This window comes from Rhodospirillales bacterium (assembly GCA_023898765.1).
Taxonomy (GTDB): domain Bacteria; phylum Pseudomonadota; class Alphaproteobacteria; order Micavibrionales; family Micavibrionaceae.
In genome coordinates, this window is sequence record CP060238.1 from 1,758,003 (window position 1) to 1,782,654 (window position 24,652).

The following is a 24,652-nucleotide window of genomic DNA, read 5'->3' on the forward strand; positions in this document are numbered from 1 at the left end:
GCCGCTTAATGCTGCGTTGCGCCGCGCTGACGATCACGCCCGAACAGGCTGCGGTTTATTTCCTTCCGCTGCTGCATTTCTTTTGCTTTTGATACGCGCCACGCTAAAAAACTCATACTTTTCAACGGGTTGTTTTGCGTTTCTACTTTTTGCTCTCTACCCATTGATCCCTCCTTATAAAATACGCTTATTTTCTTCTTTACCTCCTATTATTATACATAGTTTTTGTGTGGTTTGTTTTGCAAAGATTGACGATCAGCCTTGAGAAATAAGCTTATCTGACATACACTCACCCGTCTTAAAGTTAAAAAAGAGTTGCTTCAGATGAGCGGAAACAGTGACGTTGAAAAAATGACCTTTGAAGAGGCCCTTGCGGAGCTGGAAGAGATTGTTCGCGACCTCGAAGACGGAAAAGTGACGCTGGATCAATCCATTAACGCATATGAACGCGGAACGGCTTTAAAAAAACATTGTGAAAAAAAGCTGCATGAAGCACAACTTAAAATCGAGAAAATAACGGTTGGGCCTGACGGAAAAATATCCGTCGAAGCCTCTGATATACAACAATAAATCGGAGATAGAAAAAAATGGCCCCCTCCCCAAGAGACGCCTCCCCCCGGCTGCAGGACGCGATGGACGAAACGGCGGCGACCGTTGAGAAAACAATTTCAAGGCTGCTGCCCAAAACGGATCTGGCGGAAGACCGTCTTTACGACGCCATGCGTTATGGCGTTCTGGCCGGCGGAAAGCGCCTGCGGCCCTTCATGGTGATGCATTCGGCGCTGCTGTTCAATGTGGACCCGGCCCGGGCGCGGCGCGTCGCTGCGGCGCTGGAATTCATGCATTGCTACTCCCTGGTCCATGACGACCTTCCGGCCATGGATAATTCCCCCATTCGGCGGGGAAAACCGACCATTCATATCCAGTATGACGAAGCAACGGCCGTTTTAGCCGGCGACGCGCTTTTAACGCTGGCGTTCGAGGTCCTGTCCGACAACGAAACCCACCCGGACCCCCATGTCCGGATTGAACTGGTGCACCAGCTTGCGCTGGCCGCCGGAGGCCACGGCATGGTCGGCGGACAAATGCTCGATCTGATCGGGGAGAAAAACGAATTTGATCTGGGCACCATCAGCCGCCTGCAGCGCATGAAAACGGGTGCGCTCTTTGCCTTTGCCTGCGAATCCGGGGCCATTTTAGGGCGCTCGGATGAGCCGCACCGCCGCGCCCTGCGCAGCTATGCCCATGATCTGGGGCTCGCCTTTCAGGTCACGGACGACGTTCTGGACGTGGAAGCAGACCCTTCGGAAACGGGAAAACCTGCGAATCAGGATGAAAAATCCGGCAAGGCCACCTTCGTCTCCACGATGGGAAAAGAACAGGCCAAAGCGCGCGCCGAAATGCTTGTGCACCAGGCCATCCGGCACCTGCATCTTTTCGACGGGCGGGCGGAAATGCTCAAGGAACTGGCAATGTATGTGCTGGAACGCCGCGCTTAATAAGCAGTTGACATAAAAAACAAACTCTTCTAAAAAAAACTCTCGACAGTATATTAGGGTTCTCTACTATGTTGTCGATAGCTTTTTGGTAAGACGCATGTTATAAATTATGTAATATAAAAAATAAGAGGCAAGAGTATGCTTTTAAAACAGATTTTTACAAAGCGTCTTACCAAAGACAGTCACTCTTGCAGCAACGGCAATACGGCAACAAATAAGGAAATAGAGGCGGCGTTTGATCTCATGGTGAGGCAAATGCAGTATATTGCCGCTGATCTGCGATACCGGTCAAAGCTTAAGGATTCAATGGCTGCGACGCTGGAACATCTGAAAACCCTCGTTAATAGATTGCCGGAACCTGATGTGGACCTGTCTCCGGACAGATACAATGAGGATACCCGTTTCAAGCTTCTTTTCAGCAACAGTCGGCGTATTCCTGAAATTGTTAATCAAGGGCCCGGTATGCGGAAATTTTTTGAAGGGAGTGCAAACTCTTCATGTTATGCCGTCTTATGGGCCAGATTGGTGTCCCGGCAAAAACTGACAGTTGCGTTAGAAGGGGATAGCTTACAAAAAGATGTCTTAAAAACGCAGCACGGTTTTTCCGGGCATAATATTTTGTTCCATAGCGAGAATCTTGATGGAACCCGCAACAGGTTACAGGAACACTTGCTGAAACTGTTTCTTGCAGAAATGTCCGTCAGTATAAATACGGAGATAGAAGAGCTTATCCGCAAAACTTTTTCTACGTACGGCAGACGTAACAGGGATGCGGTACTGCCAAAGGTTAGGGAGTTTTTAGAACGTGCTTCTTCTTGTGTTTCTCTCGATGACTTTGGATTGCTGGTTGATCCGATGGGGTTTGAGTTATCGGAAAAAGAGGCGCAAGGAAAAGCGACGGTTCCTTTTCAACGTATTTATACAACAAGGGAAGAACTGGGAATTCCTGTCATGGTGGTTGTGCCGAAACATGTTGTCGACATGGAAAAAAGCCATGATTTTAATCATACTCTGGCAGCCAGGATGTTTCCTTCTTGATCTGATCTTTTCTATTAAACCGCTCTGACGATTTTGACGCTCGTCGTTTTGCGCGCCTGACGGGCAGGTTTCCGTATTCTCAGGCAAAGAACACCTCGACAAAACCTCCTTTGAAGAAAAACCTTGGCTTTTTACACCGTCAAATGGTTTAAATAGCCTCCATGACAAAAGTGCAGCTTCAAACTGTTGAAGGCTCTCAGAACATGCAGAGTCAAACGCCTCTTCTGGACCGGATCAGCCTTCCGGCCGATTTGCACGGATTTAACGATACGCAGCTCAAGCAGCTTGCGAATGAACTGCGCACGGAAACCATTGCAACCGTCTCCAAAACCGGCGGGCATCTGGGCGCGGGTCTTGGCGTCATTGAGCTCACCACGGCCATCCATGCCGTTTTTAACACGCCCGAAGACCGCCTGATCTGGGATGTCGGGCATCAATGCTATCCCCATAAAATCCTCACCGGGCGGCGCGAGCGCATCCATACATTGCGGCAGGGCGGCGGACTTTCCGGCTTTACCAAGCGCAGCGAAAGCGCTTATGACCCCTTCGGCGCAGGCCATAGCTCCACCTCTATTTCCGCAGGGCTGGGAATGGCCGCCGCGCGCGACCTGAGCGGCAAAACCAACAACATCATCGCCGTGATCGGGGACGGCGCCATGTCTGCCGGGATGGCTTACGAGGCCATGAACAATGCGGGCGCGGCCAAAAGCAAAATGATCGTCATTCTAAACGACAACAATATGTCGATTGCCCCGCCCGTCGGCGCGCTCAGCCGCCACCTGACAAAGATTGTGTCCTCCCGTCCCTATATCAGCGCGCGGGAAATGGGTAAAAAAATGACCGGAATGTTACCACCGCCCCTCCGCCATGCTGCCAAACGGGCGGAAGAAAGCGCCCGCATGGCGATGGGCAGCGGCACGCTCTTTGAAGAAATGGGATTTTACTATATCGGTCCGATCGACGGGCACAATCTGGATCATCTGCTGCCCGTCCTGCGGAACGTACGCGATAACAAAAGCTCCGGCCCCGTCCTGATTCACGTCATCACCCAGAAGGGAAAAGGCTATCATCCGGCAGAAAATGCGGCGGACAAAATGCATGGGGTCGCTAAATTCGACATTGTTACCGGGAGTCAACATAAACCAAAATCCGCCCGCCTGCCTTACACCAAAGTCTTCGCCAAAGCCCTCATTCAGGAGGCCCGCAAAGACCCAAAAATCGTGGGAATCACGGCGGCGATGCCCGACGGCACGGGGCTGGATTTATTCGGGGCGGAATTTCCAGGCCGCATGTTTGATGTCGGCATTGCCGAGCAGCACGCAGTGACCTTTGCCGCGGGGCTCGCCGCCGAAGGCTTTAAGCCTTTTGCGGCGATTTATTCAACCTTCCTGCAGCGCGCCTATGACCAGCTTGTGCATGATGTCGCCCTTCAGAATTTGCCGGTGCGCTTTGCCATTGACCGGGCCGGGCTGGTCGGGGCCGATGGCGCGACCCATGCGGGCAGTTTTGACACCGCCTATCTGGGCTGCTTGCCGAATATGGTTTTAATGGCCCCTTCGGATGAAGCCGAACTGGTGCATATGGTGGCCACTGCCGCCGCTTATAATGACGGCCCGATCGCCTTCCGTTATCCGCGCGGCGAAGGAGTCGGTCTGGAACTGCCGGAACAGGCGGAAATTCTCAAGATCGGGAAAGGCCGCGTCGTTAAAGAAGGAAGCGATATCGCGCTGCTTTCTTACGGCACCCGCCTTGAGGAATGCAAAATGGCCGCCGAAATGCTGGAAGCCAAAGGCGCCTCCGTCACGATTGCCGATGCGCGTTTTGCCAAGCCTCTGGATGAAGATTTAATCCGCGCGCTGGCGAAAAACCACGAAACGCTCGTCACGATTGAAGAAGGATCTGTCGGCGGCTTTGGCAGTTTCGTGCTGGAATTTCTCTCCCGCGAGGGCCTTCTGGACTCTAAAAAGAATGGGGGAAACCTCAAAGTCCGCACGATGCACCTGCCCGATAAATTTCAGGATCATAACGCCCCCGAAAAACAATATGAACAGGCACAACTCACCGCACGGGATATTGTGAAAACGATCCTCCAATAACCGTCATTTCGAGAAGGCCGTCAGACCGACGTAAAAATCCAAAACCTACCGCACAAACTCCAGATCGCCGTCATAGACACTGAAATCTTCGCGCGCGGAATTTTCCATTTTTGTGAGAAACGGTTCGAGTCGATCCAGCGTCTCGCTATGCGCGCCAAAAAACTTGCCCATAAACTTTCCGAGTGCCACCTGTCCGCCAAGCATTTCGAGCAGTTGCTCTATCGGCCGTTGCGGCCTTGGAAGAACGACGATTTTCAGCTCGCTCCGGTCTTTCAGTCCCAGATCCCTGGCGGTATAATCCAGCGCATCGTCCAGGCCGCCCAGTTCATCTACCAGGCCGATTTCCTGCGCCTGCTGCCCTGTCCATGCACGGCCTTTGGCAATTTTCCGAACCTCCGCTTTCGGCATTTTCCGTCCCTCCGATACGCGCGTCAGAAAGGCCTGATAGACGCTCTCGATCAGGGCGTTCATGCGCGTGCCTTCGCTATCGCTAAAGCCCCGGTTAAAAGACCACATCCCCGCATTTTTTCCCCAGCTGATATCGTCCCAGTGGACCCCGACTTTATCCCAGACCCCCTGAAGGGAAAATTTCCCCATCACCACGCCGATGGACCCGGTCAGCGTCGCAGGCAGCGCGAAAATCCGGTCCGCATCCGCCGCGATCCAGTATCCGCCGGAGGCCGCCACCGGCCCCATTGAAACAATCACCTTTTTCCCTTTTTCCTTCGCCCGCACAATTTCACGGCGGATGGTTTCAGACGCGGTCGGGCTTCCGCCCGGCGAATTAATCCGCAGCACGATGGTTTTAATCTTTTTATCTTTTGCCGCTTCTTTGATGGCGGCGGAAATTTCGTCTGCGCCCGCCGTGCCTTCATGCGCTTCCGGCACAATCGCGCCGACAGCATACACGATGGCGATTTCTTCTTCGCCCCGCGCCAGAATTTTTGCCTGTTTGGATGCATGGTAATGGGAAAGCGAAACGAGGTCCGGTTTATCCTGATCTTTTTCGCCCGTAATTTTTTCCCGTGCCTGCGACATCAGGACATCGGCGTAATCCAGATGGTCAATCAGCCCCGCCTCCAGTGCCTCCGGCCCTGTCAGGATTCCCTGATCGATATATTTTTTAAGGGTTGCCGGCGCCATGTTCCGGTCTGCAGAAATTTCGGAAAGCATTTGTCCGGATAAACTTTTAACGATAGAGCCCAGCATTTCGCGGCTCGGCCCCGACATTTTTCTGGCCGTCATATTTTCCATCGCGCCTTTATATTCTTCCCGCTGGTAGAAATCGGGCCGGACCCCGATTTTGTCCAGCGCTGCGCGGGCATAAGGCATTTCAAACCCGATTCCCGCAATCGAAAGCATGCCCACAGGCTGCATCCAGATTTCATCAAACGCGGACGCCAGATAATAAACGCCGAGCCCGCTCCCGAAACCGTCATAGGACGTGGCGTAAATTTTGGCGAACTTCCCGCTCGCCCGGAACCGCTTGATGGCGGCGCGCACTTCCTGAACATGCGCGGAAGAAAGCCCGCCGCCGGCCACACTGACCACCAGACCGTGAACGTCTTCATCTTCACGGGCGTTATCAAGGGCTTCCACAATGACGCGAACGGTCGGGCGGTGGAAAGGGAAAGGATCCGAAAGGCTAGGGCTTCGAGAGGTTTCGCCGAGCCCGTCTTTTAAATCCAGAAACAGGATCATCTCGCCCGGCAGAGACGGGGCCGATTGCCGGACGACCTTTGTGCTGATCACCGCGCCCGTAAAAGCGGAAAACAGGACAACCGCGCCGATAACCATGCAGCTCTTTTTTACCGCCTCCCAGATAATGACGGGCCAGTTCCAGCGCTTACGCCGGATTTCTTTGGTCCGGGGTTTCGGTTTGTAAAAAAGGGATCCGCGATTTAGGGACATGAAGTTAGCCTTTCTTACTCTGAACGTCCTACTTTCATTAAAACAAGCAGATGAATAGACACTATAAATTTGCTTTATTTAAACTTTCTACATCCAATGCGTGCTCTTCTAAAATAGCTGCATTTTCCAGAAAACATCTGGCTACTTTGGATGATAAATCCAAAACTTCTTGACCATTTCCTTTATCAACCCATGCGCCCGACATCATAACAGATACAGAAATTTCTGCCCCTTCTTTTAACATGGTTACAAGAATTTTATTTATACGCTTGCTCGTTTGCTGAGACGAGCCAGGATTCCTATAATTTCCAAACCTGCGTTTTAAATTAACAGTCTCCCCGATATACATCGTTTCTTTTCGACTTTTTCGAATACGAAAACGATATAAAGCAGGCGTTTTTTTTACGTCAGGGAAAACTATGCGGCCTATTTTATCAAGCTGTACCTGCCCAATAGGACACCACTCCATTCCCAAAGAACAGGTTACAATTTTATTTGTATCCCAAGAATGAAAAGAAGGTTCTGAAACATTACCTTCCCTTGCTTGATCAGAAGATTTGCGGGCACCTTTTATTTTGCCCGTTCTATCCTTTTTAAAAACAACCGTTTCATTGGGCAAATCAATATCACTTGTTATCCAACCTTCCTCTAACCAAGCAGAGCATTGCGGACTGTACTCTTGGTTTGCCCACCAAGCGTGATAATGCCTTGCGCTTTTTGGAAGCGACTGGCCAATGATTTTTTCAATCTCTGTAAAGTGTGCGTGCCAGACTTTTTGCTGTCTGTTTAATAAATGTTCCCGTAATGGCGCATATTTTCCCATTAAATAAAAACCTGCTCCTTATTTTTACCTTACAAGCACTGCGCCTTATGGCGGAGATAGTGATCGGCAAGGACACACGCCATCATGGCTTCACAAACGGGCGTGCCGCGCAGGCCGACGCAAGGGTCATGTCGCCCCTTAGTAACAAGGTCGCAATTAGCACCATTTTTGTCGATCGTCTTTACGGGCATCAGGATCGAACTGGTGGGTTTAAATGCCACCCGCACGACGATATCCTGCCCAGAAGATATCCCGCCGAGGATTCCACCTGCGTTATTGGACTGGAAGTCCGGTGCGCCGGCTTCCCCGGCGCGGATTTCGTCGGCGTTTTGCTCTCCGCCCCATTCGACCGCATCAAACCCCGCCCCGATTTCAACGGCTTTGGTGGCATTGATACTCATCATGGCTTTGGCCAGATCCGCATCCAGCTTGTCATAGACAGGCGCGCCCAATCCTGCGGGAATCCCCCGCGCGACCACTTCCACGACCGCCCCCGCGCTGGAGCCTTTTTTGCGCTGCGTTTCCAGATAATCCTCCCAGACCGCAACGGCCTCCTGATCGGGGCACCAGAACGGATTTTGTTCCACCTGCGCCCAGTCCCAATTGTCCCGGTTGATTTTATGCGGACCCACCTGCACCACGGCGCCACGAATAGACACATTGTCGCTAATAGCATTATTTAAGATTTTTCGGGCGATGGCGCCCGCAGCCACGCGCATGGCCGTTTCCCGCGCGGAAGAGCGCCCGCCGCCGCGATAATCGCGGATGCCGTATTTGGCCTCATAGGTGAAATCCGCATGGCCGGGGCGGAATTTGTCTTTGATCTCCCCGTAATCCTTTGATTTCTGGTCGACATTTTCGATCAAAAGGCCGATCGGCGTGCCTGTCGTTCGCCCTTCAAACACGCCGGAGATAATTTTCACCTCATCCGGTTCTTTGCGCTGGGTCGTGAACCTGCTCTGCCCCGGTTTCCGGCGGTCCAGAAAGGCCTGGATATCGGCTTCCGACAAGGCTATACGCGGCGGTACGCCGTCCACCACGCACCCGATGGCCGGGCCATGGCTCTCCCCGAAGCTTTGATATTGAAATAATGTGCCGAAACGATTACCAGACATATGCTTTTTTACCATACACGCCCGGAAGGGCACAGGGTTTTATTGTTGACGTAGTACACAAAAAACTTGACATAAAAACTAACGTTACGTAAATGTTTTTTTGTGTTTCGATCGTTACAAAACTCAAAAACGATAAAAGAAGAAAGAATGACAGATAGACTCCAGATGTCCTATGAAAATTGGGTTGAAAGCGGAAAAGTCTTTAACTCCCCGGCCCATAACGCCCTCGCTACGGAGCTTTTAAGGCTGACTGAACGGCTTGCGAACGGAAGATTTATCCGAAACACGCTGCTGCACGCAGAAGCTATCGGGGACGCAAATTTTGTCCTTGCTCAGGTTCTTAGAAATTATGCCCCTGAAAAAGGCAGCATGTTAACCCCCTTCGCCATATTTCGCATTAACGGCTCTTTTCAGGACACCAGCCGGAGGCTGGATATATATGGAAGTACAATGCGCGATGCCATAGAGGCGTACAAAGAGTTAAGCGAGGAAAAGCTTGCATATTCCATCTTGCGCGAAAGGATGGAAAACGGTTTTACAAAAGAAACGGTAAGGGATGCCGAAGCGCTTGTTTATGCGGAAAACCAACCACCCCCTGCCGAGCATGTAGATAGAAGAGCGGACACAACACGCAGCGCCCACAGGAGCGCCCAAAGGATAGGCATACGTCAAATATTCATGAAAACGATCAATGCTCTGCCTGATCGCCAAAACCGGATCATGATGATGATGAAATGGGACGGAGAGAAAACCAAAGACATTGCAGCACATTTAAACTTATCAGCCCCTGCAACCTCCCTCAGGATGAAAGGTGCACGCAATGACATGCGGGGATATCTGGAAAGGCGCGGTTTAACTTACGAGGCTTTTTAAAAGATAAAGGCCCATAAACCGTACCCTTTTATGCCTTTAAGCCGCTTCGTCCCTGGGTTTTTTGGGTGCGATAGAGCTTAAAAGCTCGGCCGTTTCGGCGGCGCTGTCCACGCTGCACATGCCCACGGTGTGATACCCGCTATCCACGTGCATGACTTCCCCCGTAACCCCGCTGCCCAGATCGGACAAAAGGAACAGGCCGCTGCGGCCCACATCTTCGATCGTGACGTTCCGGCGAAGCGGGCTGTTCAGTTCGTTCCATTTCAGGATATAGCGGAAATCGCCGATACCGCTGGCTGCCAGCGTTTTAATCGGACCGGCGGAAATTGCGTTCACACGGATATTCCGGTCCCCCAGATCCGCCGCGAGATAGCGCACGGAGGCCTCCAGCGCCGCCTTGGCCACCCCCATCACATTATAATGCGGCATGACGCGCTCCGCGCCGTAATAGGTCAGGGTGAGAAGACTTCCGCCCTCCTTCATCAATTTGGCGGCCCGCTGCGCCACCGCCGTAAAGGAATAAACGGAAATATCCATTGTTTTCAGGAAATTATCGCGCGTTGTGTCCAGATACAGCCCGTCCAGTTCCCCTTTGTCGGAAAAAGCGATCGCATGCACGACAAAATCGAGCTGCCCCCATTTTTCTTCAATATTTTCAAAGGCTTCATCGACACTCTTCATATCGGTAACGTCGCAGGGCACCATGATGTCCGACCCGACGCTCTCCGCCAGCGGACAAACCCGCTTTTTCAGCGCGTCCCCCTGATACGTGAAGGCCAGATCTGCGCCCGCTTCATGGGCCGCCTGCGCAATCCCCCAGGCAATCGACCGTTCGTTCGCAACGCCCATGACAAGTCCCCGCTTGCCTTCCAGCCAGTTTTTACCACCTTGTGCCATCGATATATAAATCCTCTGATTATACTGCGAGCGGACATCCTACACCTTTCCGCGCATCCGTCCAGTCTCCCTTACACTTAAAGATGCCTGCAAGTGCGTTTTTCCCCGTTTTTGCGCCCTGTCTTGAGATTCTGTTAACCTTAATTTCCTATACTTTAAGGCAAGAAAGGGGGGCTGCGGCCAAAATCATGTCTTTGCAGATTGATAATGTCGAGCATGCCTGCAACCTGATTGCGCGGCAGATTCAAGACGTCTACACAGATTTGACGCTGCATTTTATCGTCCACACCAAAGGCCAGCTTAGGGAAAGCATTGCGCTCAGCGAACATGAGATCATCCGCCACCCCGCAGGAGATACAGGGCGGATGATTTTACAGCGCACCCTGGAAACGGATCACTCCTCCTTTTTAGGCATGGCCGTGGCCAGCCGGAAAACGATGCTCGGCTTTTCTTCCAAGGACAGTGTCCTGGCCCTTTTTAACATCAATATTGACGATTATGCGGATATCAGCGAAGCCAAAACGCATATTTATCACTTGGCCTGGCACGCGATCGACCTCACGGAAATCCGGCAAAGGCCGGAACATCGCCGGAAATTCTACAACGGCCCCATGATTCCCAAACGCTCTCCCATCAATCTGGCCAAAGCCAATTTGCAGGCAGACGTGTTTGCCGCCGTCATGACCGGCCTGCACGGGAATGCGGGAACGATCAACACGCTAGCCCAGAGCCGCGGATGGAATTCGCTTGTTCCGATTGCGCACCAGCGCGCGGAAGACTTTCCTTTTATCATCGCGATGGAAGCCAGCGAATTTGTCTATTCCGAGCTGGAACGAAACAAAATCCCCCGCAGCAAATATGTGGAAACAGCCAAACAGATTTCTCTGGAAGTCGGCATCACCTTTGACGAAACAAGTATCCGCCAGTGGTGGTCTTTTGCGGAGCCCGCTCAGGATATGGCCTGGCGCGGACACAACGAGGAAGAAATTCTGGGGGCCGCTGTCTTTACAAGTGAAAATCCTTATGTCCGCGCCACGGGATATCTTGTCTCCGAAGTGACGGGAATCACGCCCCGCCGCCTGAGCGAAAAAGACGAAACCTATAACAGTTTCGCCAACCAGAAAAAAAACCAGATTCTGCACCGCGAGTTGATGGAACAGACCTTTGAAGGGGCCATTACGCTCGGGCTTCAGGAAGAAAGCGGACGGGCGCTTCTGAACGCAGCCAACATGCAGAACGAAAATCTGAGCGAAGGAAAAATTCTTGGCTGGTGCGCCAGCGCGCTCCAATCCGCAGCGCAGGCTTTCGAACAGGCCATCATGGCCGGCGTCCAGCCGGATAAAGCCGCCCGCCAGCATTTTGAAGGGGAAATTATGAAGGTCGACTGGAATTCCATCAAGGAACTCGGCGACAGCATTGTCGCGCAGCGCCGCAAGGGCTATGCCCTGACGATGGGGCATATTGCGGACATCTGCAGCGAAAACCCCTTTTTCGCGCCTGTTTTAAATTCCCTTCAGATCACGATGAACGATCCCGCCTATATCCAGAAACTCGAGGCCGCAAACGATCTGAGAATTCAGCCCGCGGCGCCGGCGCCAAAAGGCCCTGCCCCCAAAGGTCCCGCGCCGAAAGGACCGGCCCCTAAAGGTCCTGAGCTAAAAGGCCCCGCGCCGAAAGGACCGGCCCCGCAGGTGCCTGCCGTTTTTACGAACGCACCGGGCATTGGCGGCAATAAATCGCATATCATCCGCCAGCGCATGCTCCAGCACCGGGAAATGCAGAAAAACCGGAAGGATAAGCAAAACCAGGATTCGGACGACACGACCAAGCGTTAAAAAAGGCCGCCCTTAACAGGCAGCCTTTTTTCTTTCTTTTGATATCAACGCTCTAGCTTACGATTTCCCATGTGCCGTCTTCCTGGCGGCATGCGATCCCGTATCCGGTTTCCTGCTGACCGCCGACATAAATGGTCTGCTGGTATTCGCGGCAATAACGGCCGGCGGTGTCACTGCCTTCCCGCACAGGGGTCACAGAACCGGAATTTCCGCTTTCAGGATTGTCCCATGTGATTGATTCACCGATAGGAGAGCTATGCGCCTGATAGTTGGCTCTTTGCGCATAGGCCATGTCCGCTTTATCCAGTGACCGTCCGACTTCGCTTCCGACCAGAACGCCCAAAAGCGTGCCGACGCCCGTCGCCCAAAGACGCCCCGAACCGCTGCCGACCTGCGACCCGGCCAGCCCGCCAAGGATTGCGCCGCCCACGGCCCCTACTTTTTCCTTGTCTCCGGAATTCTGGATGGTTTCACAGCCCGAAACGGACAGCCCCAGTATAACGGCTGCCATTAAAATGATATTCTTCATGATTTTCCGCCTTTCTTTTCCTTGCGATTCTTAGCCCAGACGCTAATCTAGCCCCGAACTTAGACCAAAAAATGACAAAAATGAAAGATTCTTTTCCTGAGAACCCCTATACGCTTTTTGGAAGCTGGCTCAGCGAGGCGGAAAAGCTGAAAGAAGACTATCCCAACGCCATGTGGCTTGCCACCGCCACGAAGGAGGGCCGCCCCAGCGTCCGCGTTATGCTCTTGAAAGGCTGGGATGAAAACGGCTTTGTTTTCTATACCAATGCCGAAAGCCGGAAAGGACGGGAGCTTCTTGAAAACCCCTATGCGGCGCTGAATTTCTACTGGAAAACCCTGAAAAGGCAGGTGCGCGTTGAAGGGCGGATTGAGGAAGTCAGCGAAAAAGAATCGGATGATTATTTTGCCTCCCGCCCCCGCGGAAGCCGGATCGGGGCATGGGCCTCCCGGCAATCCCGCCCTGTCGATAATTACGAAACATTTAGAAAAAGGGTTGAAGAGATTGAAACCAAATATGACGGGCAAGAAGACATTCCCCGCCCGCCTTACTGGAAAGGATTTCGTGTCCGGCCGGAGCGCATTGAATTCTGGCATGAAGGTGAATTTCGCCTTCACCACCGCTATGAATACACCCCTTCGGGAACGGGCTGGAATATCCAGACCCTTTACCCTTAGCTGGACCCACGTCAAATATAAAAAAGCAAAAACGAAGCCATGACCGAAGAAAAACAGAATTTCGATACCGATGTCTCCCGCTTGCTGGATATTGTCGCCAACGCGCTTTATTCCAACCGGGATGTGTTCCTGCGGGAGTTGATTTCCAACGCCGCCGATGCGTGCGACCGGCTGCGCTATGACGCCCTCCAGACCCCGAACATGACGGAAGGAGACTCTGATTTCCGTGTGCGGATATCGCAAAATGCGAAGGAACGCACCCTGACCATTGCCGATAACGGCGTGGGGATGAACAGGGAAGATCTCGTCAAAAACCTTGGCACCATTGCCCATTCCGGCACGGCGGCCCTTGTCGAGTCCCTGAAGGACCAAAAAAACGCCGGTGATTTAAACCTGATCGGCCAGTTCGGCGTCGGGTTTTACGCCTCCTTCATGGTGGCAAATAAAGTAGAAGTCATCAGCCGCAAAGCCGGCGAGAAGCAGGCATGGCTCTGGGAGTCCGACGGCCGCACGGGATTTACGGTGCGCGAAGCCGGCAAAGACGAAACCGAAGCCCTTATCTCGAACCGCGGAACAACGATTATCCTGCATGTGAAAGACAACGCCTCGGATTTCCTTCTGGATGAAAAGCTCAAACAAATTATCCTGACCTATTCCGACCATATCAACGTGCCGGTTTATCTGGGTGAAAAGGAAGAAGATGAAAAGCCGGTCAACACGGCCTCGGCGCTCTGGATGCGCTCCAAAAGCGATATCACCGAAGAACAGTATAAAGAGTTCTACCGGCATATGGGCCACGTCTTTGATGAACCCCTGACGCAGGCCCACTGGAAGGCGGAAGGCAAAATCGAATATACCGCGCTTTTGTACACCCCCACCATGCGCCCGTGGGACCTTTACGATCCGGAACGCAAACACGCCGTGCGCCTGTACGTGAAACGGGTCTATATCACAGACCATCTCGACAACCTTGTTTATCCGTGGATGCGGTTTTTGCGGGGAGTCATCGACAGCGAAGACCTGCCGCTGAATATCAGCCGTGAAATGCTCCAGAACAACCCCGTCGTGACGCTCATCCGTCGCGGCGTGACCAAGCATATCCTTTCGGATCTGGACAAACTTTCCCAAAACAACCCCATTGCCTTTGAAACCTTCTGGCTCCAGTTCGGCGCCGTGTTAAAGGAAGGGCTTTATGACGCCGCCGAACATCGCGAAGACATCTTCAAGGTCTGCCGGTTCTATTCCACAAAATCGGACAACAAGCTCACCAGCTTGAAAGACTACGTGTCCCGCATGAAAGAGGGGCAAAAAGACATCTACTACATCACAGGAGAAAAACTCGACGCCCTTCAAAACTCTCCCCAGATTGAAGGGTTCAAAGCCCGCGGGCTGGAAGTTCTTTTCTTCACCGACACGGTCGACAGCTTCTGGCTCCAGATGGCAAGCGACTTCGAAGGTAAAAAATTCACCTCTATCACGAAAGGCGTCGTTGATCTGGATGCTTTTGACGATACAGGAGACAAAGAAGAAAAAAGCAAGAAGAAAAAAGAAAAGAAAAACAAGACCAATGCCTTGCTCGTCGTTTTAATGGAACAGCTTAAGGAACATGTCAGCAATGTCCGCATTTCAAACCGCCTGACAGACTCCCCCGTTTGTCTGGTGGCGGCCGACACCGGCACGGATATGCATATGGAGCGCACATTGAAGCTCAGTCAAAAATACGATCCGCAGTCCAAACGTGTCCTGGAAATAAATCCGGACCATCCGCTGATTGAACGCCTGTCCGGAATGGCCGAGGAAGATGCAGGCTCTCAGGCGTTAAAAGACGCGGCGCAGCTTCTTCTCGATCAAGCAATGATTATTCAGGGAGAACCCGTAAACAACCCCTCCGCCTTTGCCCGCCGCATGGCCGACTTTGTGCAAAAGGGTCTGGCGGCCTAGGGCGTTCGTCGTTCAGGCTGGTTGAACACTGTCATTTCCGAGCGCAGCGAAGAATCTCCGGAAAACGCTGAGATCCTTCGCCCTCGGCTCAGGATGACAGAACGGGGACTCAGGATAACAAAACAGGCCGCGCTTACCCCGATTGCAGAACGCTCTGGCGTCTGGACGCCTCTCAATACCACCGGAGCGCGGCCGTTTTAAAGCATTCCCTGATAATGGCGGCGCGTCATCTCTTCGATTTCATCTTCGGAAAAATCGAAATTATTGCCAAGCTCTTCGATCATGGCTTCCCGCACGACCTGCGCAAGATCCTCGCCCGTTTCCCCCCACACATCCAGCAGCGGACGGCGGTAAAGGATCAAAACGTCCTCGTCATTGGCCACTTTGCTTTCGACCCCGGGAGACAACTCCTTGCCGCTGTGAAAGAGGGCAACAATCTCGTAAGGGTCTTCAAGGTCCAGATCTTTTTGTGTCGTTTCGTCCGGCATCTCCTCAATCTGAAGAGCCAGCCCGTCACAAAACTCTAAAATTTCTTCCGGCAGGCTCTCCAGTATGTCGCCGGCGATCGCCTCAATATCCTCCAGACTGGGCGGCACCGAAAAGTTCATGACAACGCGCTGCTGATTCATATCGCTCCCCCCTCCAAAGAAAAAAGACTCAACTGATTTAAGTTAGAGGTTACGATGAAAAGGGGCTTTTGCCAATAATGAAAAAATCAAGGCTTCGCATTCGTTGTCATCTGGCGCGGGTCCATCCGGATTTCGATGATGGCGGCACGCTCCGATGAAAGCGCCGCATTCCATGCCTTTTCAAAATCTCCTGCCTTTTCGACACGCACGGAAAATGCGCCAAAACTCTTCGCATAAGCCACGAAATCCGGATTGGTCAGATCCGTGGCACTCACCCGCCCCGGATAGTGACGTTCCTGATGCATGCGGATTGTGCCGTACATTCCGTTATTGCAGACCATGATAATCGGTTTTGCCTTGTGATGTATTGCGGTTGCAATATCGTTTGCGCTCATCATAAAACCGCCGTCCCCGCACAGGCCCAGAACAAGTCTGTCGGGGCATTCCAGAGAGGCCGAAATCGCGGAAGGCACCGCATATCCCATCGCGCCGCTGGTGGGCGCCAACAGGCGGTTGGGGTGGCCATATCTCAAATAACGCTGGGCCCAGCCGCTGAAATTTCCGGCATCCGTCGTAACAATTGAATCTGAAGGCAGGATATCGCGCAGCTGCGCAAAAATGGCCGTCATATCCGCGCCGTGCCAGTCCCCCTGCTCTTTCGTATCGATATGGGTCCATTCCAGATAATCCCGCCGGGCCTGTTCGCACCAGTCGGACCATTTCCCGTCTCCCGCTTTCAACTTCAACTGCTCGAGCCCGCCGCAAAAACTTTCCATGCCGGATAAAACCGCAAGCGCCGGCGTATAAACCTTTCCAAGCTCTTCCTCTCCCGGATAAATATGGATGAGTTTCTGAACCGGATAAGGCGGCTCCCCAAAAAGCGTATAGCCCTGCGTCATAATCTCGCTTAAACGCGCGCCGGCCGCCAGCAGGACATCTGCGTCTTTCACACGCTGGACAAGCCGCGGGTTCGGGCTTGTCCCCAGTTCCCCGATATAACAATCGTGCCGGTGATCGAAAAGATCCTGGCGCCGGAAAGACGTTGCAACAGGCAGCTTGTTTTCCTTTGCAAACCTTTCGAAACGCCGGCACGCCCGGTCGCTCCACCCCGTTCCGCCGACGATGGCAAGCGGCCGTTCAGCGCCGGCCAAAAGTCCCTGTATTTTATCGAAATCCGACGGGGACATCTCCGGCATTTCGCCCGAAACAGATGCAGGAGGCGCGGCCTCCGCTTCTTCCGAAAGCATGTCTTCGGGCAAGCCCAGAACGACAGGCCCCGGACGCCCCGAAAGCGCTTCTTTAAAAGCGCGCTCAATACAGGCGGGAATATCCTTCGGGTCTTCTATTTCCGCCGCCCATTTCGCAAGCGAGCCGAAAACTTTTTCAACGTCAATTTCCTGAAAGGCTTCCCGCCCTTTTTCCGCGCGGCGCACCTGCCCCATGAATAAAATCATCGGCGTTGAATCCTGACGCGCCGTATGCACCGCGATTGACGCATTACAGGCGCCGGGGCCGCGTGTGACGAAAACGATCCCCGGCTTCCCGGTGAGTTTCCCATAAGCCTCTCCCATAAACCCTGCGCAGGATTCGTGACGGCAGGTAATTGCCTCTATCTCTTCGTGCTCCAGAAGAGCATCCAGGACAGGCAGGTAACTTTCTCCCGCAACACAAAAAAGACGGCGAACACCCTGGACCGACAGTGAATTCACCAAAATCTGCCCGCCCGTTTTTCTATTTGCCTTAATCATCACCGGCCAAGTATGGCAGGGTTTTTCCCCTGAAAAAAGGGAGGATTTTTGTTGTTCTGAAAGAAAAATCATGCAACCTTTGAACGCATGACTTACCGCCTCCACGATGTCAAAGTTCTTGTCGTCGACGATATGCCGCCCATGCTGTCGTTGACAAAATCCATTTTAAAAATTTTTGGCTTTACGAATGTTATTGGCGCTGTGAACGGCGAGGATGCCTTTCACGAATTTACGTTCGGAAAGCCGGATATTATCATTACGGATTGGTTAAAAGGACCATTTACCGGATTGGATCTTATTGAAAAAATCAGAAAAGCTCCCAAATCCGAAAACCCTTTTGTGCCCGTTATTCTGATGACAGGATATACAAGCCGTGCCCGCGTTGAACAGGCGCGCGATCACGGCGTAACGGAATTTCTGATGAAACCCTTTTCCGCTCGCGATCTTTACAGCAGAATTGTTCAGGTCATTGAGAAACCGAGACAGTTTGTCGATTCCCCCAATTTTTTCGGCCCGGACAGACGCCGGCGTAAAAACGTCGTCTATTCCGGTGTAGGAAAAAGGGAAACGGATGTCAGTAGTGAATTAAATGAAGAAATGGATCTTATTCTAAAAGATCTGCACGAAAGCGTTAAAAAACTCTAATGGACAAGACAGACGAAGACATATGGGGGAGACCCGCACGCTTTATCATGCCGCCGAACAAACTGAAGGAAAAGGTTGGCAGCGGCGGTATCCCTGCGGGAAACCTTATCCAGGCCCAGAAGCACATGGACAACAACCCGGAAGACTTCGTGCCGCACGGTAAAAAGAATTTAAAAAGGCTGAACAATCTCCTGAAAAATTTAAACAATGCGGAAGAAAGTGAAAAAGCAAAAACGCTGTCTTCCATCGTTCAGGAAATTATGGATCTTAAAGCCCATGGCGGCATGTTCCATTACAACCTTGTTTCGATGATCGCAGATGTGACACTCGAATTTCTGGAAAAGGCAAACCATCTCGACAAAGATTCCCTCGCCCTTATTGAGGCCCACAACAAAGCACTCTCTGTTATTTTGAGCAACAGGTTAAGGGGGAATGGCGGATATGAAGGACAAGCCCTGACGATTGGATTGCGGGAAGCCTGCGAACGCTACTACGAAAAACACGGCATTGCCTATTGATACGCGTGCCTTCCCCCGGCTGCCGCGAGGGATAACCTTTCTGTTTTTTAGCCAAAATTAAGATTTTCCATGTTAGAATGGACGGCGTAGAGAAAGGATTTTTATGACACTCCCGCCAGCAATCGCCGCAGAAGCGGCCATGACCCGCCAGAACGTGGCGCTGTCCTCCCTCAAAAGGAGCGCTGATACTGAAAAGCAGATTGCCGATCTTTTGGAAAAGGCGATTGAAAATGTGCCGACATCCTCTATCCGCGGCAGCACTCTGAATATCAAAGCTTAAAACCCAATCCCGCTACAGCGCGAAAAACACTCTAAGGCTTCATGGATCCTGCGCCTGGCGAAGGAAACTTGATGGATTTTGCTTCCGGCAGGGAAGGAAGATATTCATCTATCTCCGCGCTATAAGGATAGGCTTCCTGAATGCCGACTTTCAGGCAGGACAACCCCGCAGCCACATTGGCGCGTTTAATCCCTTCCAGCAAAGAGGTCCCCTTGTAAATCATCGCTGCCAGGGTCCCGCAGAAACAATCCCCCGCGCCTGTCGTATCGACGACTTTTTCCAGTTCCAGCGCAGGGACAAGCCAGGCCCTTCCATCCTGAGTCACAACAATGGTGCCGCGGGGACCGCGGGTCAGAATACAGGTAAGTTTTCCAAACTTTGCCAGCGTTTCCGCGATGCGGTCGGCGTCTTTGTCGCTATCCAGATTAAAGCCGTAGCTTTCCGCCATCTGGCGCGCCTCAATCTGGTTTACGATAAGATAATCCACATAACTCAGGGCGGATTTCGGTAATTTCAAAGCCGGCGCCACATTCAAAATAACCGTTGCGCCAAATTCCTTTGCCCGTTCCATCAGTGCAATGTTTTCCGCCACGGGAATCTCCATCTGCATCAACACGACATTGCCGGCCTTTAAAATTTCGTCCGGCACCTGCTCGGCGGACACTTCGGCATTGGCGCCGGAAGCGACCACGATCTCGTTTTCCCCGTTGCGGTCCCGCATCACAAAAGCCAGCCCTGTCGGCAAAATCTCGGACGTGGATACGCCGGAGGTCATCACCTCGTTCCGGCGAAGGTTATTCAGGATACGAAGCCCCATCCCGTCATCCCCGACCCGTCCGACCAGCGCCGTTTTTTCGCCCGTGCGGGCCGCCGCCAGCGCCTGGTTTCCACCTTTTCCGCCGGGTGTGGTTTTGTAATCCAGCGACAAAACGGTCTCGCCCGGCTGCGGGAATTTCCCGACCCCGATATTGAGGTCCATATTGATGGAACCGAAAACAACAATCATTCAACTCTCCCTGAGACTTTTCCCGCTTATGACCTTCATCAAGGATTTCAGTATAGACATCTCTTTACGATCTTGAAATAGTAGTGTTCTTCAGAGGCAACTTTCCGTGGATTTATTATGAATTATAACGACCTTTTCCAATCAAAAATTGATCTTATCAAACAGGAAGGGCGCTACCGCGTTTTTGCCCCGCTGGAGCGCCTCTGCGGGCAATTTCCACGGGCACGTTATCACGGGCCGGACGGCAGCGTGAAGGAGGTCACCGTCTGGTGCTCCAACGATTATCTGGGGATGGGGCAAAACCCCGCCGTCTTAAAGGCCATGCACGAGGCCCTGGATACGTACGGCGCAGGCGCAGGCGGCACGCGCAATATCTCCGGCACGCATAAGCTCCACGTCGATCTGGAATCCTCTCTGGCCGATTTGCACGGGAAAGAATCCGCGCTGGTCTTTTCTTCCGCCTATGTCGCCAATGAAGGAACGCTCAGCACCCTGATCCGCCTTTTGGGAGAATGTATCGTCTTTTCAGACGAACTGAATCACGCCTCCATGATTCACGGCATCCGTTCCGGCAAATGCGAAAAACATATTTACGCCCACAACGATCTGGCGCATCTGGAATCTTTGTTAAAAGCCGCGCCGGCGAACAAGCCCAAAATCATCGCGTTCGAATCCGTCTATTCCATGGAAGGCGACATTTCCCCGATCAGGGAAATTTGCGATCTGGCCGATCGGTACGGCTGTATGACCTATCTGGATGAAGTGCATGCCGTTGGCGTTTACGGGCCGCGCGGCGGCGGCATTGCCGAGCAGCGCGGATTGATGGACCGGATCGACATAATCGAAGGCACCTTCGGCAAGGCTTACGGCGTCATGGGCGGCTTTATTACCGGACGCGCCGCCGTGGTCGACGCCGTGCGCAGTTTTGCCTCCGGCTTTATCTTTACGACCTCCCTGCCGCCGTCCGTCCTGGCCGGTGCGCTGGCGAGTGTGGAATATCTCAAAACATCCGAGATGGAGCGCCAGCGCGTGCGGCACAATACCCGCTACATGAAAGATGCGCTGGAGAAAAACGGCCTGCCCTATTTAAAAGGCGACAGCCATATCATCCCGCTCATCATCGGGGATGCCGCCTGCTGCAAAGCCCTGACCGATACCCTGATGCGCGAACATGACATCTATGTGCAGCCTATCAACTACCCCACCGTTCCCAAAGGAACGGAGCGCATGCGCCTCACCGCAACAGCCGCGCATAAAAAAGAGGATATCGATCATATGGTCGATATCCTCCGCCGTCTTTACGAGGAAAACCATGTCTTCCAATATGCCGCCGAGCGGGCCTAGCTCCCCAGCATAAACCGCATCTTCTGAATGACCGAATAGATAGAATCCTTTTTATTCGGCCTGTTGTTTTCGATCCATTTCCTTTCTCCATGTCGGTAAAGGACAAGAAAACTTTCGGGAGCGCCAGTTTCCGTTCTTGTCTCCAAAAACAGATTTCCATTCGGATGGTCTACGAGATAAACGCCGTCTACGCCGTATTCCATTCCGCATGTATTAAGATTTTTTCTGGGGGCTTCCGCATTCTCTCTTAAAAAAGAGGCCACCTCCTCAAATTGTTCAACAAGAGACCCCTTGCTCGTCAATTTAGCTCTTTGCACCGGATCATTCGCCGGAACTGCATTTCCTATATCAACAAGCCCAGCCTGCTGCGCCGCTACGTCTGCACTCATATCTTTACCCTCTATATAATTTCATTTTGTTTTTTAGTATAATAACGAAATTATATAACGATAAAGAGGCCGTCAATCGCATATTGTTGTGCAAATGCGAAGGAACCAAAGAGGAACCTAAAACTGGACGGTGAAATCGTAACTTCCGGTGTATAGGCCGTCTGAATAAACGGTGCCGCCGCCGGCGCTCGAGGCCCGCATCCCGATAGAAAACGTATCCGCGCCCGCCCCGTCCGTCTGAAGCACGGCCGGCGCGACAAGAAACTGGTCCAGCGTAAAACTGGAACCGCCCCGTACAGGGGGAACCGTCGCATCCAGCGTTACCGTAAAGGCGCTGCTTGCCGGCCCTCCGGTTAAAGAAAACTGCCCGTTTTGTCCGCCGCCCAAAAGAATCGTGTTTGCATCGGCCGTCACGACACCTGTCAATTCATGCACCACCAATTGACTGACAACGTTAAAGTCACGGATGACAAAACTGCCAAAATCCATCCCCTGCGTTGGCGTAACCGTAAGCTGCGCCCGCGCCGGACCGCAAAAGCCTATTAAACCCAAGCCAAGCAGGATTAAAAAGAAGCGCATAAAACCATCCTCCTATGTCTAACCTAGCTTATTTTTACTCGTCCTCCCACATTTTTTCATACCAGGGACGCCCGTCGGAAGGCGGCTTGATATCGAAAGGCTGGCCGCCTTTTTTCATCCTGGCCCGGATGTCCGCAATGTCCCAGCCTGTCAGATTGGCCAGATTTCTGGCCTCTTTTTCAAAACGCTCCGGCAACTGGCGGTAATATTCCTCCGCTTCCCCACACTCGGCCTCTTCCGTCCAGGGATGGTGCATCACATAGCGTCCCTGAAAGTTCTCGCGGTCCGCCGTCATTTTGAGCATCACATCTTCCGGGAAACTGTCCGCCGTGTAACGGATATGCATCCGCGTGACAAACACATTTACAGGGCTTGGTGCAGGCGCAATCATCGGCATGACAGGCTGCCCCGGCGCCGGCCTGCCCGAACGAAACGGCGGAGGCTCCCGCGTTTTTTCCAGCCAGAACGCACCTAATTTCCGCAGGTCTTTATTCGGCAGGGGTTCGGCGGCGCAAGGATCGCACCACGCCATGTCCCACGCATATTCCAAAAAGACGGCCTTGAGGTCTTCCTTCTCGGCGCTGCGTTTAAACATCGCCTTGTAAAAATCACCGAAATCTTCCGCGACGAACAGCGGCACGTCCTCGCCGCTTGGAATCTTGACCGTGCGGTAATTCGCCGGCTCCACCCGCCCTTTTTTGGTCAGCGTAAAAAGAAGAAGGTCCTGCGGCCCGTTGGCATTCAGCGTCCCCAGCCTGACGGGCAGCATGAATTTTTCGCTCTCATACGCCACCTGAAGCGGGCGCAAATAGGTATAGCCGGATTTTTCCTGTTCCTCGATATTCACTTTGGCCACAAAGAATTTCATGTCCTGCTTGATATAGCTTTTAAGGACGGAACTGGCCCCCTTGGGCAACTGATACCCCTCCTGATTCAGCCACTTGAAAAGCCCGTCGCTTTGCTCGGCGGACAAAATCAAAATGTCATACTCGCCAACCGTGTAGCTTTCCTCAATCGTAACCCCCAGCGCTTTCGCCGAAGAAACGGCGTTATCGGCCATGGCCATCATCGGCGCCCCTGCCCCCATCATGCTCCTTTCCAGATACACGCGCTGGCACGGATCGTCATCGTAATACTCGACCAGCCGCGGCGCGGTATAAGCATCCAGATGGTCGATGATTTTACTGTCGCCGACATTGACCTGGTTTTTCTTGATAATGTTCGGGACAGGAATCACAATCGCGAAATCTTTGACATCGCCCTTGAAATCATTGGCCATGGTCATCACGGTGCGGTCTTCCTCCCGGGCAATCACGACCTTGGAGGCCCCGTTAAACAGGCCGGCATCGGCTTTCGCAACATAAAAACCGCAAAAAGCCTGCGCCGCAGACGGCAAAAGCAAAACACTCAGGACTAAAAACAGACGGATCATATTTTCCCCCACTGGTAGCGTTGATGTTTAAACAACATATCCAAAACAGGCGTGCTCATACACACAATCGGCAATGCGTAAAACACCCCTGCGCGGACCTGAAATTCATATTGCAATATAAACCCTATAGCGGCTGTGGCCAGCGCAAAAACGGCGCGGCCTGCCCTGTGATCCGGAATCGTCATCGGATCCGAAATCATAAAAAAGGCAAAGACAAGCAACGCCCCGTTTTGCATCTGATGCAGGGGGATCGCCATCGGGTCCCCCAGCCAGAAAGCGCGCCCGAACGTAAGCAAAAGCCATCCCCCCAGAAAAAAGAGCGAAATATCCGCGGTGCGCGCCTTTGTTAAAACGACAAAGGCAATGAAAGCGGCCGTCAATCCGAACAGGGCGGAACTGCCCCACTGCCCCGGGGAAATCCACGCATAATCGGAAAAACACAACAGGCACAAAACAATCGCGATATTGGAAGGATTAAAAATATGTTTTCCGTCAAAGCGCACCCAGAATTTTGTCGCCACAACCAAAAAAGCGGCCAGGACATACAGGCCCAAAAAATTTGTGCGCAAAAGAAGGGTAATGGAAAGCCCCGCAATGACGGCGCTGCGCAAATCCTTTTTCGGCACGTTGTAATGCCGCAGGAACAAAAGCTGAAATATGCAGACAGAAGCTTCCGTCAGCAAAAGGACTTTCCAGTCCGGCCCGAAATCCCCGTTCAGGGCCAGAATCAAAATCAGAAGGAACACCGCCAGCATTTGGAAATGGCGGGCATCGGTTAAAAATCTATATGCAAGACCCCTCATGGACGGGAGCATTGCGTCCAATCATGGCAAAAAAAAGACGCTCGTAAC

Annotated in this window: 25 protein-coding genes; 12 read left to right on the forward strand and 13 right to left on the reverse strand. The window is 52.6% G+C overall.

Annotated elements, in window-relative coordinates:
* Positions 1 to 5: 5 nt before the first annotated feature.
* On the reverse strand, positions 6 to 164 hold the full coding sequence (locus H6853_08645; GenBank protein USO03573.1) for a hypothetical protein: 159 nt from the start codon (positions 162 to 164) through the stop codon (positions 6 to 8).
* 160 nt (positions 165 to 324) lie between these two features.
* Between H6853_08645 and H6853_08650 the strand changes: the two genes are divergently transcribed.
* The 4 genes from H6853_08650 (at position 325) to H6853_08665 (ending at position 4,633) form a co-directional block, all read left to right on the forward strand.
* Positions 325 to 570, forward strand: a complete 246-nt coding sequence (locus H6853_08650) for an exodeoxyribonuclease VII small subunit (GenBank protein ID USO03574.1) — start codon at positions 325 to 327, stop codon at positions 568 to 570.
* 17 nt (positions 571 to 587) lie between these two features.
* Entirely contained in the window at positions 588 to 1,499 is a 912-nt protein-coding gene (locus tag H6853_08655; protein ID USO03575.1) for a polyprenyl synthetase family protein, read from the forward strand.
* A gap of 138 nt (positions 1,500 to 1,637) precedes the next feature.
* Positions 1,638 to 2,537, forward strand: coding sequence for a hypothetical protein (locus H6853_08660; protein USO03576.1), 900 nt, complete (start codon positions 1,638 to 1,640; stop codon positions 2,535 to 2,537).
* Between the two features lie 203 nt (positions 2,538 to 2,740).
* The gene (locus tag H6853_08665) at positions 2,741 to 4,633 is read left to right on the forward strand and encodes a 1-deoxy-D-xylulose-5-phosphate synthase (protein USO03577.1); all 1,893 of its coding nucleotides are present in this window, start codon (positions 2,741 to 2,743) and stop codon (positions 4,631 to 4,633) included.
* Between the two features lie 45 nt (positions 4,634 to 4,678).
* Here H6853_08665 and sppA read toward each other — a convergent pair whose 3' ends face one another.
* The 3 genes from sppA to aroC all read right to left on the reverse strand — a co-directional run bounded on the left by sppA (position 4,679) and on the right by aroC (position 8,482).
* The gene (gene sppA / locus H6853_08670; GenBank protein ID USO03578.1) at positions 4,679 to 6,544 is read right to left on the reverse strand and encodes a signal peptide peptidase SppA; all 1,866 of its coding nucleotides are present in this window, start codon (positions 6,542 to 6,544) and stop codon (positions 4,679 to 4,681) included.
* A 61-nt stretch (positions 6,545 to 6,605) separates the two neighbouring features.
* The gene (locus H6853_08675) at positions 6,606 to 7,367 is read right to left on the reverse strand and encodes a hypothetical protein (GenBank protein ID USO03579.1); all 762 of its coding nucleotides are present in this window, start codon (positions 7,365 to 7,367) and stop codon (positions 6,606 to 6,608) included.
* 29 nt (positions 7,368 to 7,396) lie between these two features.
* Complete coding sequence (aroC, locus tag H6853_08680) at positions 7,397 to 8,482, reverse strand: chorismate synthase (protein ID USO03580.1); 1,086 nt, start codon at positions 8,480 to 8,482, stop codon at positions 7,397 to 7,399.
* A 147-nt stretch (positions 8,483 to 8,629) separates the two neighbouring features.
* On the opposite strand from aroC, the gene H6853_08685 reads away from it, so the two are divergent.
* Complete coding sequence (locus H6853_08685) at positions 8,630 to 9,355, forward strand: hypothetical protein (GenBank protein USO03581.1); 726 nt, start codon at positions 8,630 to 8,632, stop codon at positions 9,353 to 9,355.
* Positions 9,356 to 9,391: 36 nt separating this feature from the next.
* On the opposite strand, the gene fabI is transcribed toward H6853_08685, so the two are convergent.
* Entirely contained in the window at positions 9,392 to 10,252 is an 861-nt protein-coding gene (gene fabI / locus H6853_08690; protein USO03582.1) for an enoyl-ACP reductase FabI, read from the reverse strand.
* A gap of 188 nt (positions 10,253 to 10,440) precedes the next feature.
* On the opposite strand from fabI, the gene H6853_08695 reads away from it, so the two are divergent.
* Positions 10,441 to 12,087: a hypothetical protein gene (locus H6853_08695; GenBank protein USO03583.1), complete on the forward strand. Its 1,647-nt coding sequence runs from the start codon at positions 10,441 to 10,443 to the stop codon at positions 12,085 to 12,087.
* A gap of 52 nt (positions 12,088 to 12,139) precedes the next feature.
* Here the strand turns inward: H6853_08695 and H6853_08700 are convergent, their stop codons facing one another.
* Positions 12,140 to 12,616, reverse strand: a complete 477-nt coding sequence (locus tag H6853_08700) for a glycine zipper 2TM domain-containing protein (GenBank protein USO03584.1) — start codon at positions 12,614 to 12,616, stop codon at positions 12,140 to 12,142.
* Positions 12,617 to 12,696: 80 nt separating this feature from the next.
* Between H6853_08700 and pdxH the strand changes: the two genes are divergently transcribed.
* On the forward strand, positions 12,697 to 13,290 hold the full coding sequence (gene pdxH, locus H6853_08705; protein ID USO03585.1) for a pyridoxamine 5'-phosphate oxidase: 594 nt from the start codon (positions 12,697 to 12,699) through the stop codon (positions 13,288 to 13,290).
* Between the two features lie 39 nt (positions 13,291 to 13,329).
* Positions 13,330 to 15,231, forward strand: coding sequence for a molecular chaperone HtpG (htpG, locus tag H6853_08710; GenBank protein USO03586.1), 1,902 nt, complete (start codon positions 13,330 to 13,332; stop codon positions 15,229 to 15,231).
* Positions 15,232 to 15,428: 197 nt separating this feature from the next.
* Here the strand turns inward: htpG and H6853_08715 are convergent, their stop codons facing one another.
* Positions 15,429 to 15,860 (reverse strand): metallopeptidase family protein, encoded by a 432-nt coding sequence (locus tag H6853_08715; protein USO03587.1) that lies wholly within the window; start codon positions 15,858 to 15,860, stop codon positions 15,429 to 15,431.
* Between the two features lie 86 nt (positions 15,861 to 15,946).
* Positions 15,947 to 17,608, reverse strand: coding sequence for a thiamine pyrophosphate-binding protein (locus H6853_08720; GenBank protein USO03588.1), 1,662 nt, complete (start codon positions 17,606 to 17,608; stop codon positions 15,947 to 15,949).
* Between the two features lie 87 nt (positions 17,609 to 17,695).
* Between H6853_08720 and H6853_08725 the strand changes: the two genes are divergently transcribed.
* The 3 genes from H6853_08725 (at position 17,696) to H6853_08735 (ending at position 19,051) form a co-directional block, all read left to right on the forward strand.
* On the forward strand, positions 17,696 to 18,253 hold the full coding sequence (locus H6853_08725) for a response regulator (GenBank protein ID USO03589.1): 558 nt from the start codon (positions 17,696 to 17,698) through the stop codon (positions 18,251 to 18,253).
* Complete coding sequence (locus tag H6853_08730; GenBank protein USO03590.1) at positions 18,253 to 18,771, forward strand: hypothetical protein; 519 nt, start codon at positions 18,253 to 18,255, stop codon at positions 18,769 to 18,771. The genes H6853_08725 and H6853_08730 overlap by 1 nt, the downstream gene beginning before the upstream one ends.
* A 103-nt stretch (positions 18,772 to 18,874) precedes the next feature.
* Complete coding sequence (locus H6853_08735; GenBank protein ID USO03591.1) at positions 18,875 to 19,051, forward strand: hypothetical protein; 177 nt, start codon at positions 18,875 to 18,877, stop codon at positions 19,049 to 19,051.
* A 31-nt stretch (positions 19,052 to 19,082) separates the two neighbouring features.
* Here H6853_08735 and H6853_08740 read toward each other — a convergent pair whose 3' ends face one another.
* Entirely contained in the window at positions 19,083 to 20,057 is a 975-nt protein-coding gene (locus H6853_08740; protein ID USO03592.1) for a ribokinase, read from the reverse strand.
* A 117-nt stretch (positions 20,058 to 20,174) separates the two neighbouring features.
* Here H6853_08740 and hemA point away from each other — a divergent pair, with 117 nt between their 5' ends.
* Entirely contained in the window at positions 20,175 to 21,401 is a 1,227-nt protein-coding gene (hemA, locus tag H6853_08745; protein USO03593.1) for a 5-aminolevulinate synthase, read from the forward strand.
* On the opposite strand, the gene H6853_08750 is transcribed toward hemA, so the two are convergent.
* From H6853_08750 to H6853_08765, 4 genes are all read right to left on the reverse strand, one after another.
* Complete coding sequence (locus H6853_08750) at positions 21,398 to 21,790, reverse strand: hypothetical protein (protein ID USO03594.1); 393 nt, start codon at positions 21,788 to 21,790, stop codon at positions 21,398 to 21,400. The genes hemA and H6853_08750 overlap by 4 nt on opposite strands.
* A 117-nt stretch (positions 21,791 to 21,907) precedes the next feature.
* Positions 21,908 to 22,369 carry a DUF4402 domain-containing protein gene (locus H6853_08755; protein USO03595.1) on the reverse strand — a complete coding sequence of 154 codons (462 nt, stop codon included), beginning with the start codon at positions 22,367 to 22,369 and terminating at the stop codon, positions 21,908 to 21,910.
* A 34-nt stretch (positions 22,370 to 22,403) separates the two neighbouring features.
* The gene (locus tag H6853_08760) at positions 22,404 to 23,801 is read right to left on the reverse strand and encodes a DUF2330 domain-containing protein (GenBank protein USO03596.1); all 1,398 of its coding nucleotides are present in this window, start codon (positions 23,799 to 23,801) and stop codon (positions 22,404 to 22,406) included.
* Positions 23,798 to 24,604 (reverse strand): RnfABCDGE type electron transport complex subunit D, encoded by an 807-nt coding sequence (locus H6853_08765; protein USO03597.1) that lies wholly within the window; start codon positions 24,602 to 24,604, stop codon positions 23,798 to 23,800. Before H6853_08765 ends, H6853_08760 begins: the two co-directional genes overlap by 4 nt.
* Between the last annotated feature and the right edge of the window lie 48 nt (positions 24,605 to 24,652).

Excerpts from the sequence above, each read along its gene's own strand:
- H6853_08650 (USO03574.1), top strand. The coding sequence starts at position 325 with ATGAGCGGAAACAGTGACGTTGAAAAAATGACCTTTGAAGAGGCCCTT.
- pdxH (USO03585.1), top strand. The coding sequence starts at position 12,697 with ATGAAAGATTCTTTTCCTGAGAACCCCTATACGCTTTTTGGAAGCTGG.
- H6853_08720 (USO03588.1), bottom strand. The coding sequence starts at position 17,608 with ATGATTAAGGCAAATAGAAAAACGGGCGGGCAGATTTTGGTGAATTCA.
- H6853_08715 (USO03587.1), bottom strand. The coding sequence starts at position 15,860 with ATGAATCAGCAGCGCGTTGTCATGAACTTTTCGGTGCCGCCCAGTCTG.
- H6853_08645 (USO03573.1), bottom strand. The coding sequence starts at position 164 with ATGGGTAGAGAGCAAAAAGTAGAAACGCAAAACAACCCGTTGAAAAGT.
- H6853_08675 (USO03579.1), bottom strand. The coding sequence starts at position 7,367 with ATGGGAAAATATGCGCCATTACGGGAACATTTATTAAACAGACAGCAA.
- H6853_08760 (USO03596.1), bottom strand. The coding sequence starts at position 23,801 with ATGATCCGTCTGTTTTTAGTCCTGAGTGTTTTGCTTTTGCCGTCTGCG.
- H6853_08740 (USO03592.1), bottom strand. The coding sequence starts at position 20,057 with ATGATTGTTGTTTTCGGTTCCATCAATATGGACCTCAATATCGGGGTC.
- H6853_08685 (USO03581.1), top strand. The coding sequence starts at position 8,630 with ATGACAGATAGACTCCAGATGTCCTATGAAAATTGGGTTGAAAGCGGA.
- H6853_08730 (USO03590.1), top strand. The coding sequence starts at position 18,253 with ATGGACAAGACAGACGAAGACATATGGGGGAGACCCGCACGCTTTATC.
- H6853_08700 (USO03584.1), bottom strand. The coding sequence starts at position 12,616 with ATGAAGAATATCATTTTAATGGCAGCCGTTATACTGGGGCTGTCCGTT.
- fabI (USO03582.1), bottom strand. The coding sequence starts at position 10,252 with ATGGCACAAGGTGGTAAAAACTGGCTGGAAGGCAAGCGGGGACTTGTC.
- H6853_08755 (USO03595.1), bottom strand. The coding sequence starts at position 22,369 with ATGCGCTTCTTTTTAATCCTGCTTGGCTTGGGTTTAATAGGCTTTTGC.
- H6853_08665 (USO03577.1), top strand. The coding sequence starts at position 2,741 with ATGCAGAGTCAAACGCCTCTTCTGGACCGGATCAGCCTTCCGGCCGAT.
- sppA (USO03578.1), bottom strand. The coding sequence starts at position 6,544 with ATGTCCCTAAATCGCGGATCCCTTTTTTACAAACCGAAACCCCGGACC.
- htpG (USO03586.1), top strand. The coding sequence starts at position 13,330 with ATGACCGAAGAAAAACAGAATTTCGATACCGATGTCTCCCGCTTGCTG.
- H6853_08725 (USO03589.1), top strand. The coding sequence starts at position 17,696 with ATGACTTACCGCCTCCACGATGTCAAAGTTCTTGTCGTCGACGATATG.
- H6853_08750 (USO03594.1), bottom strand. The coding sequence starts at position 21,790 with ATGAGTGCAGACGTAGCGGCGCAGCAGGCTGGGCTTGTTGATATAGGA.
- hemA (USO03593.1), top strand. The coding sequence starts at position 20,175 with ATGAATTATAACGACCTTTTCCAATCAAAAATTGATCTTATCAAACAG.
- H6853_08765 (USO03597.1), bottom strand. The coding sequence starts at position 24,604 with ATGAGGGGTCTTGCATATAGATTTTTAACCGATGCCCGCCATTTCCAA.
- H6853_08660 (USO03576.1), top strand. The coding sequence starts at position 1,638 with ATGCTTTTAAAACAGATTTTTACAAAGCGTCTTACCAAAGACAGTCAC.
- aroC (USO03580.1), bottom strand. The coding sequence starts at position 8,482 with ATGTCTGGTAATCGTTTCGGCACATTATTTCAATATCAAAGCTTCGGG.
- H6853_08695 (USO03583.1), top strand. The coding sequence starts at position 10,441 with ATGTCTTTGCAGATTGATAATGTCGAGCATGCCTGCAACCTGATTGCG.
- H6853_08655 (USO03575.1), top strand. The coding sequence starts at position 588 with ATGGCCCCCTCCCCAAGAGACGCCTCCCCCCGGCTGCAGGACGCGATG.
- H6853_08735 (USO03591.1), top strand. The coding sequence starts at position 18,875 with ATGACACTCCCGCCAGCAATCGCCGCAGAAGCGGCCATGACCCGCCAG.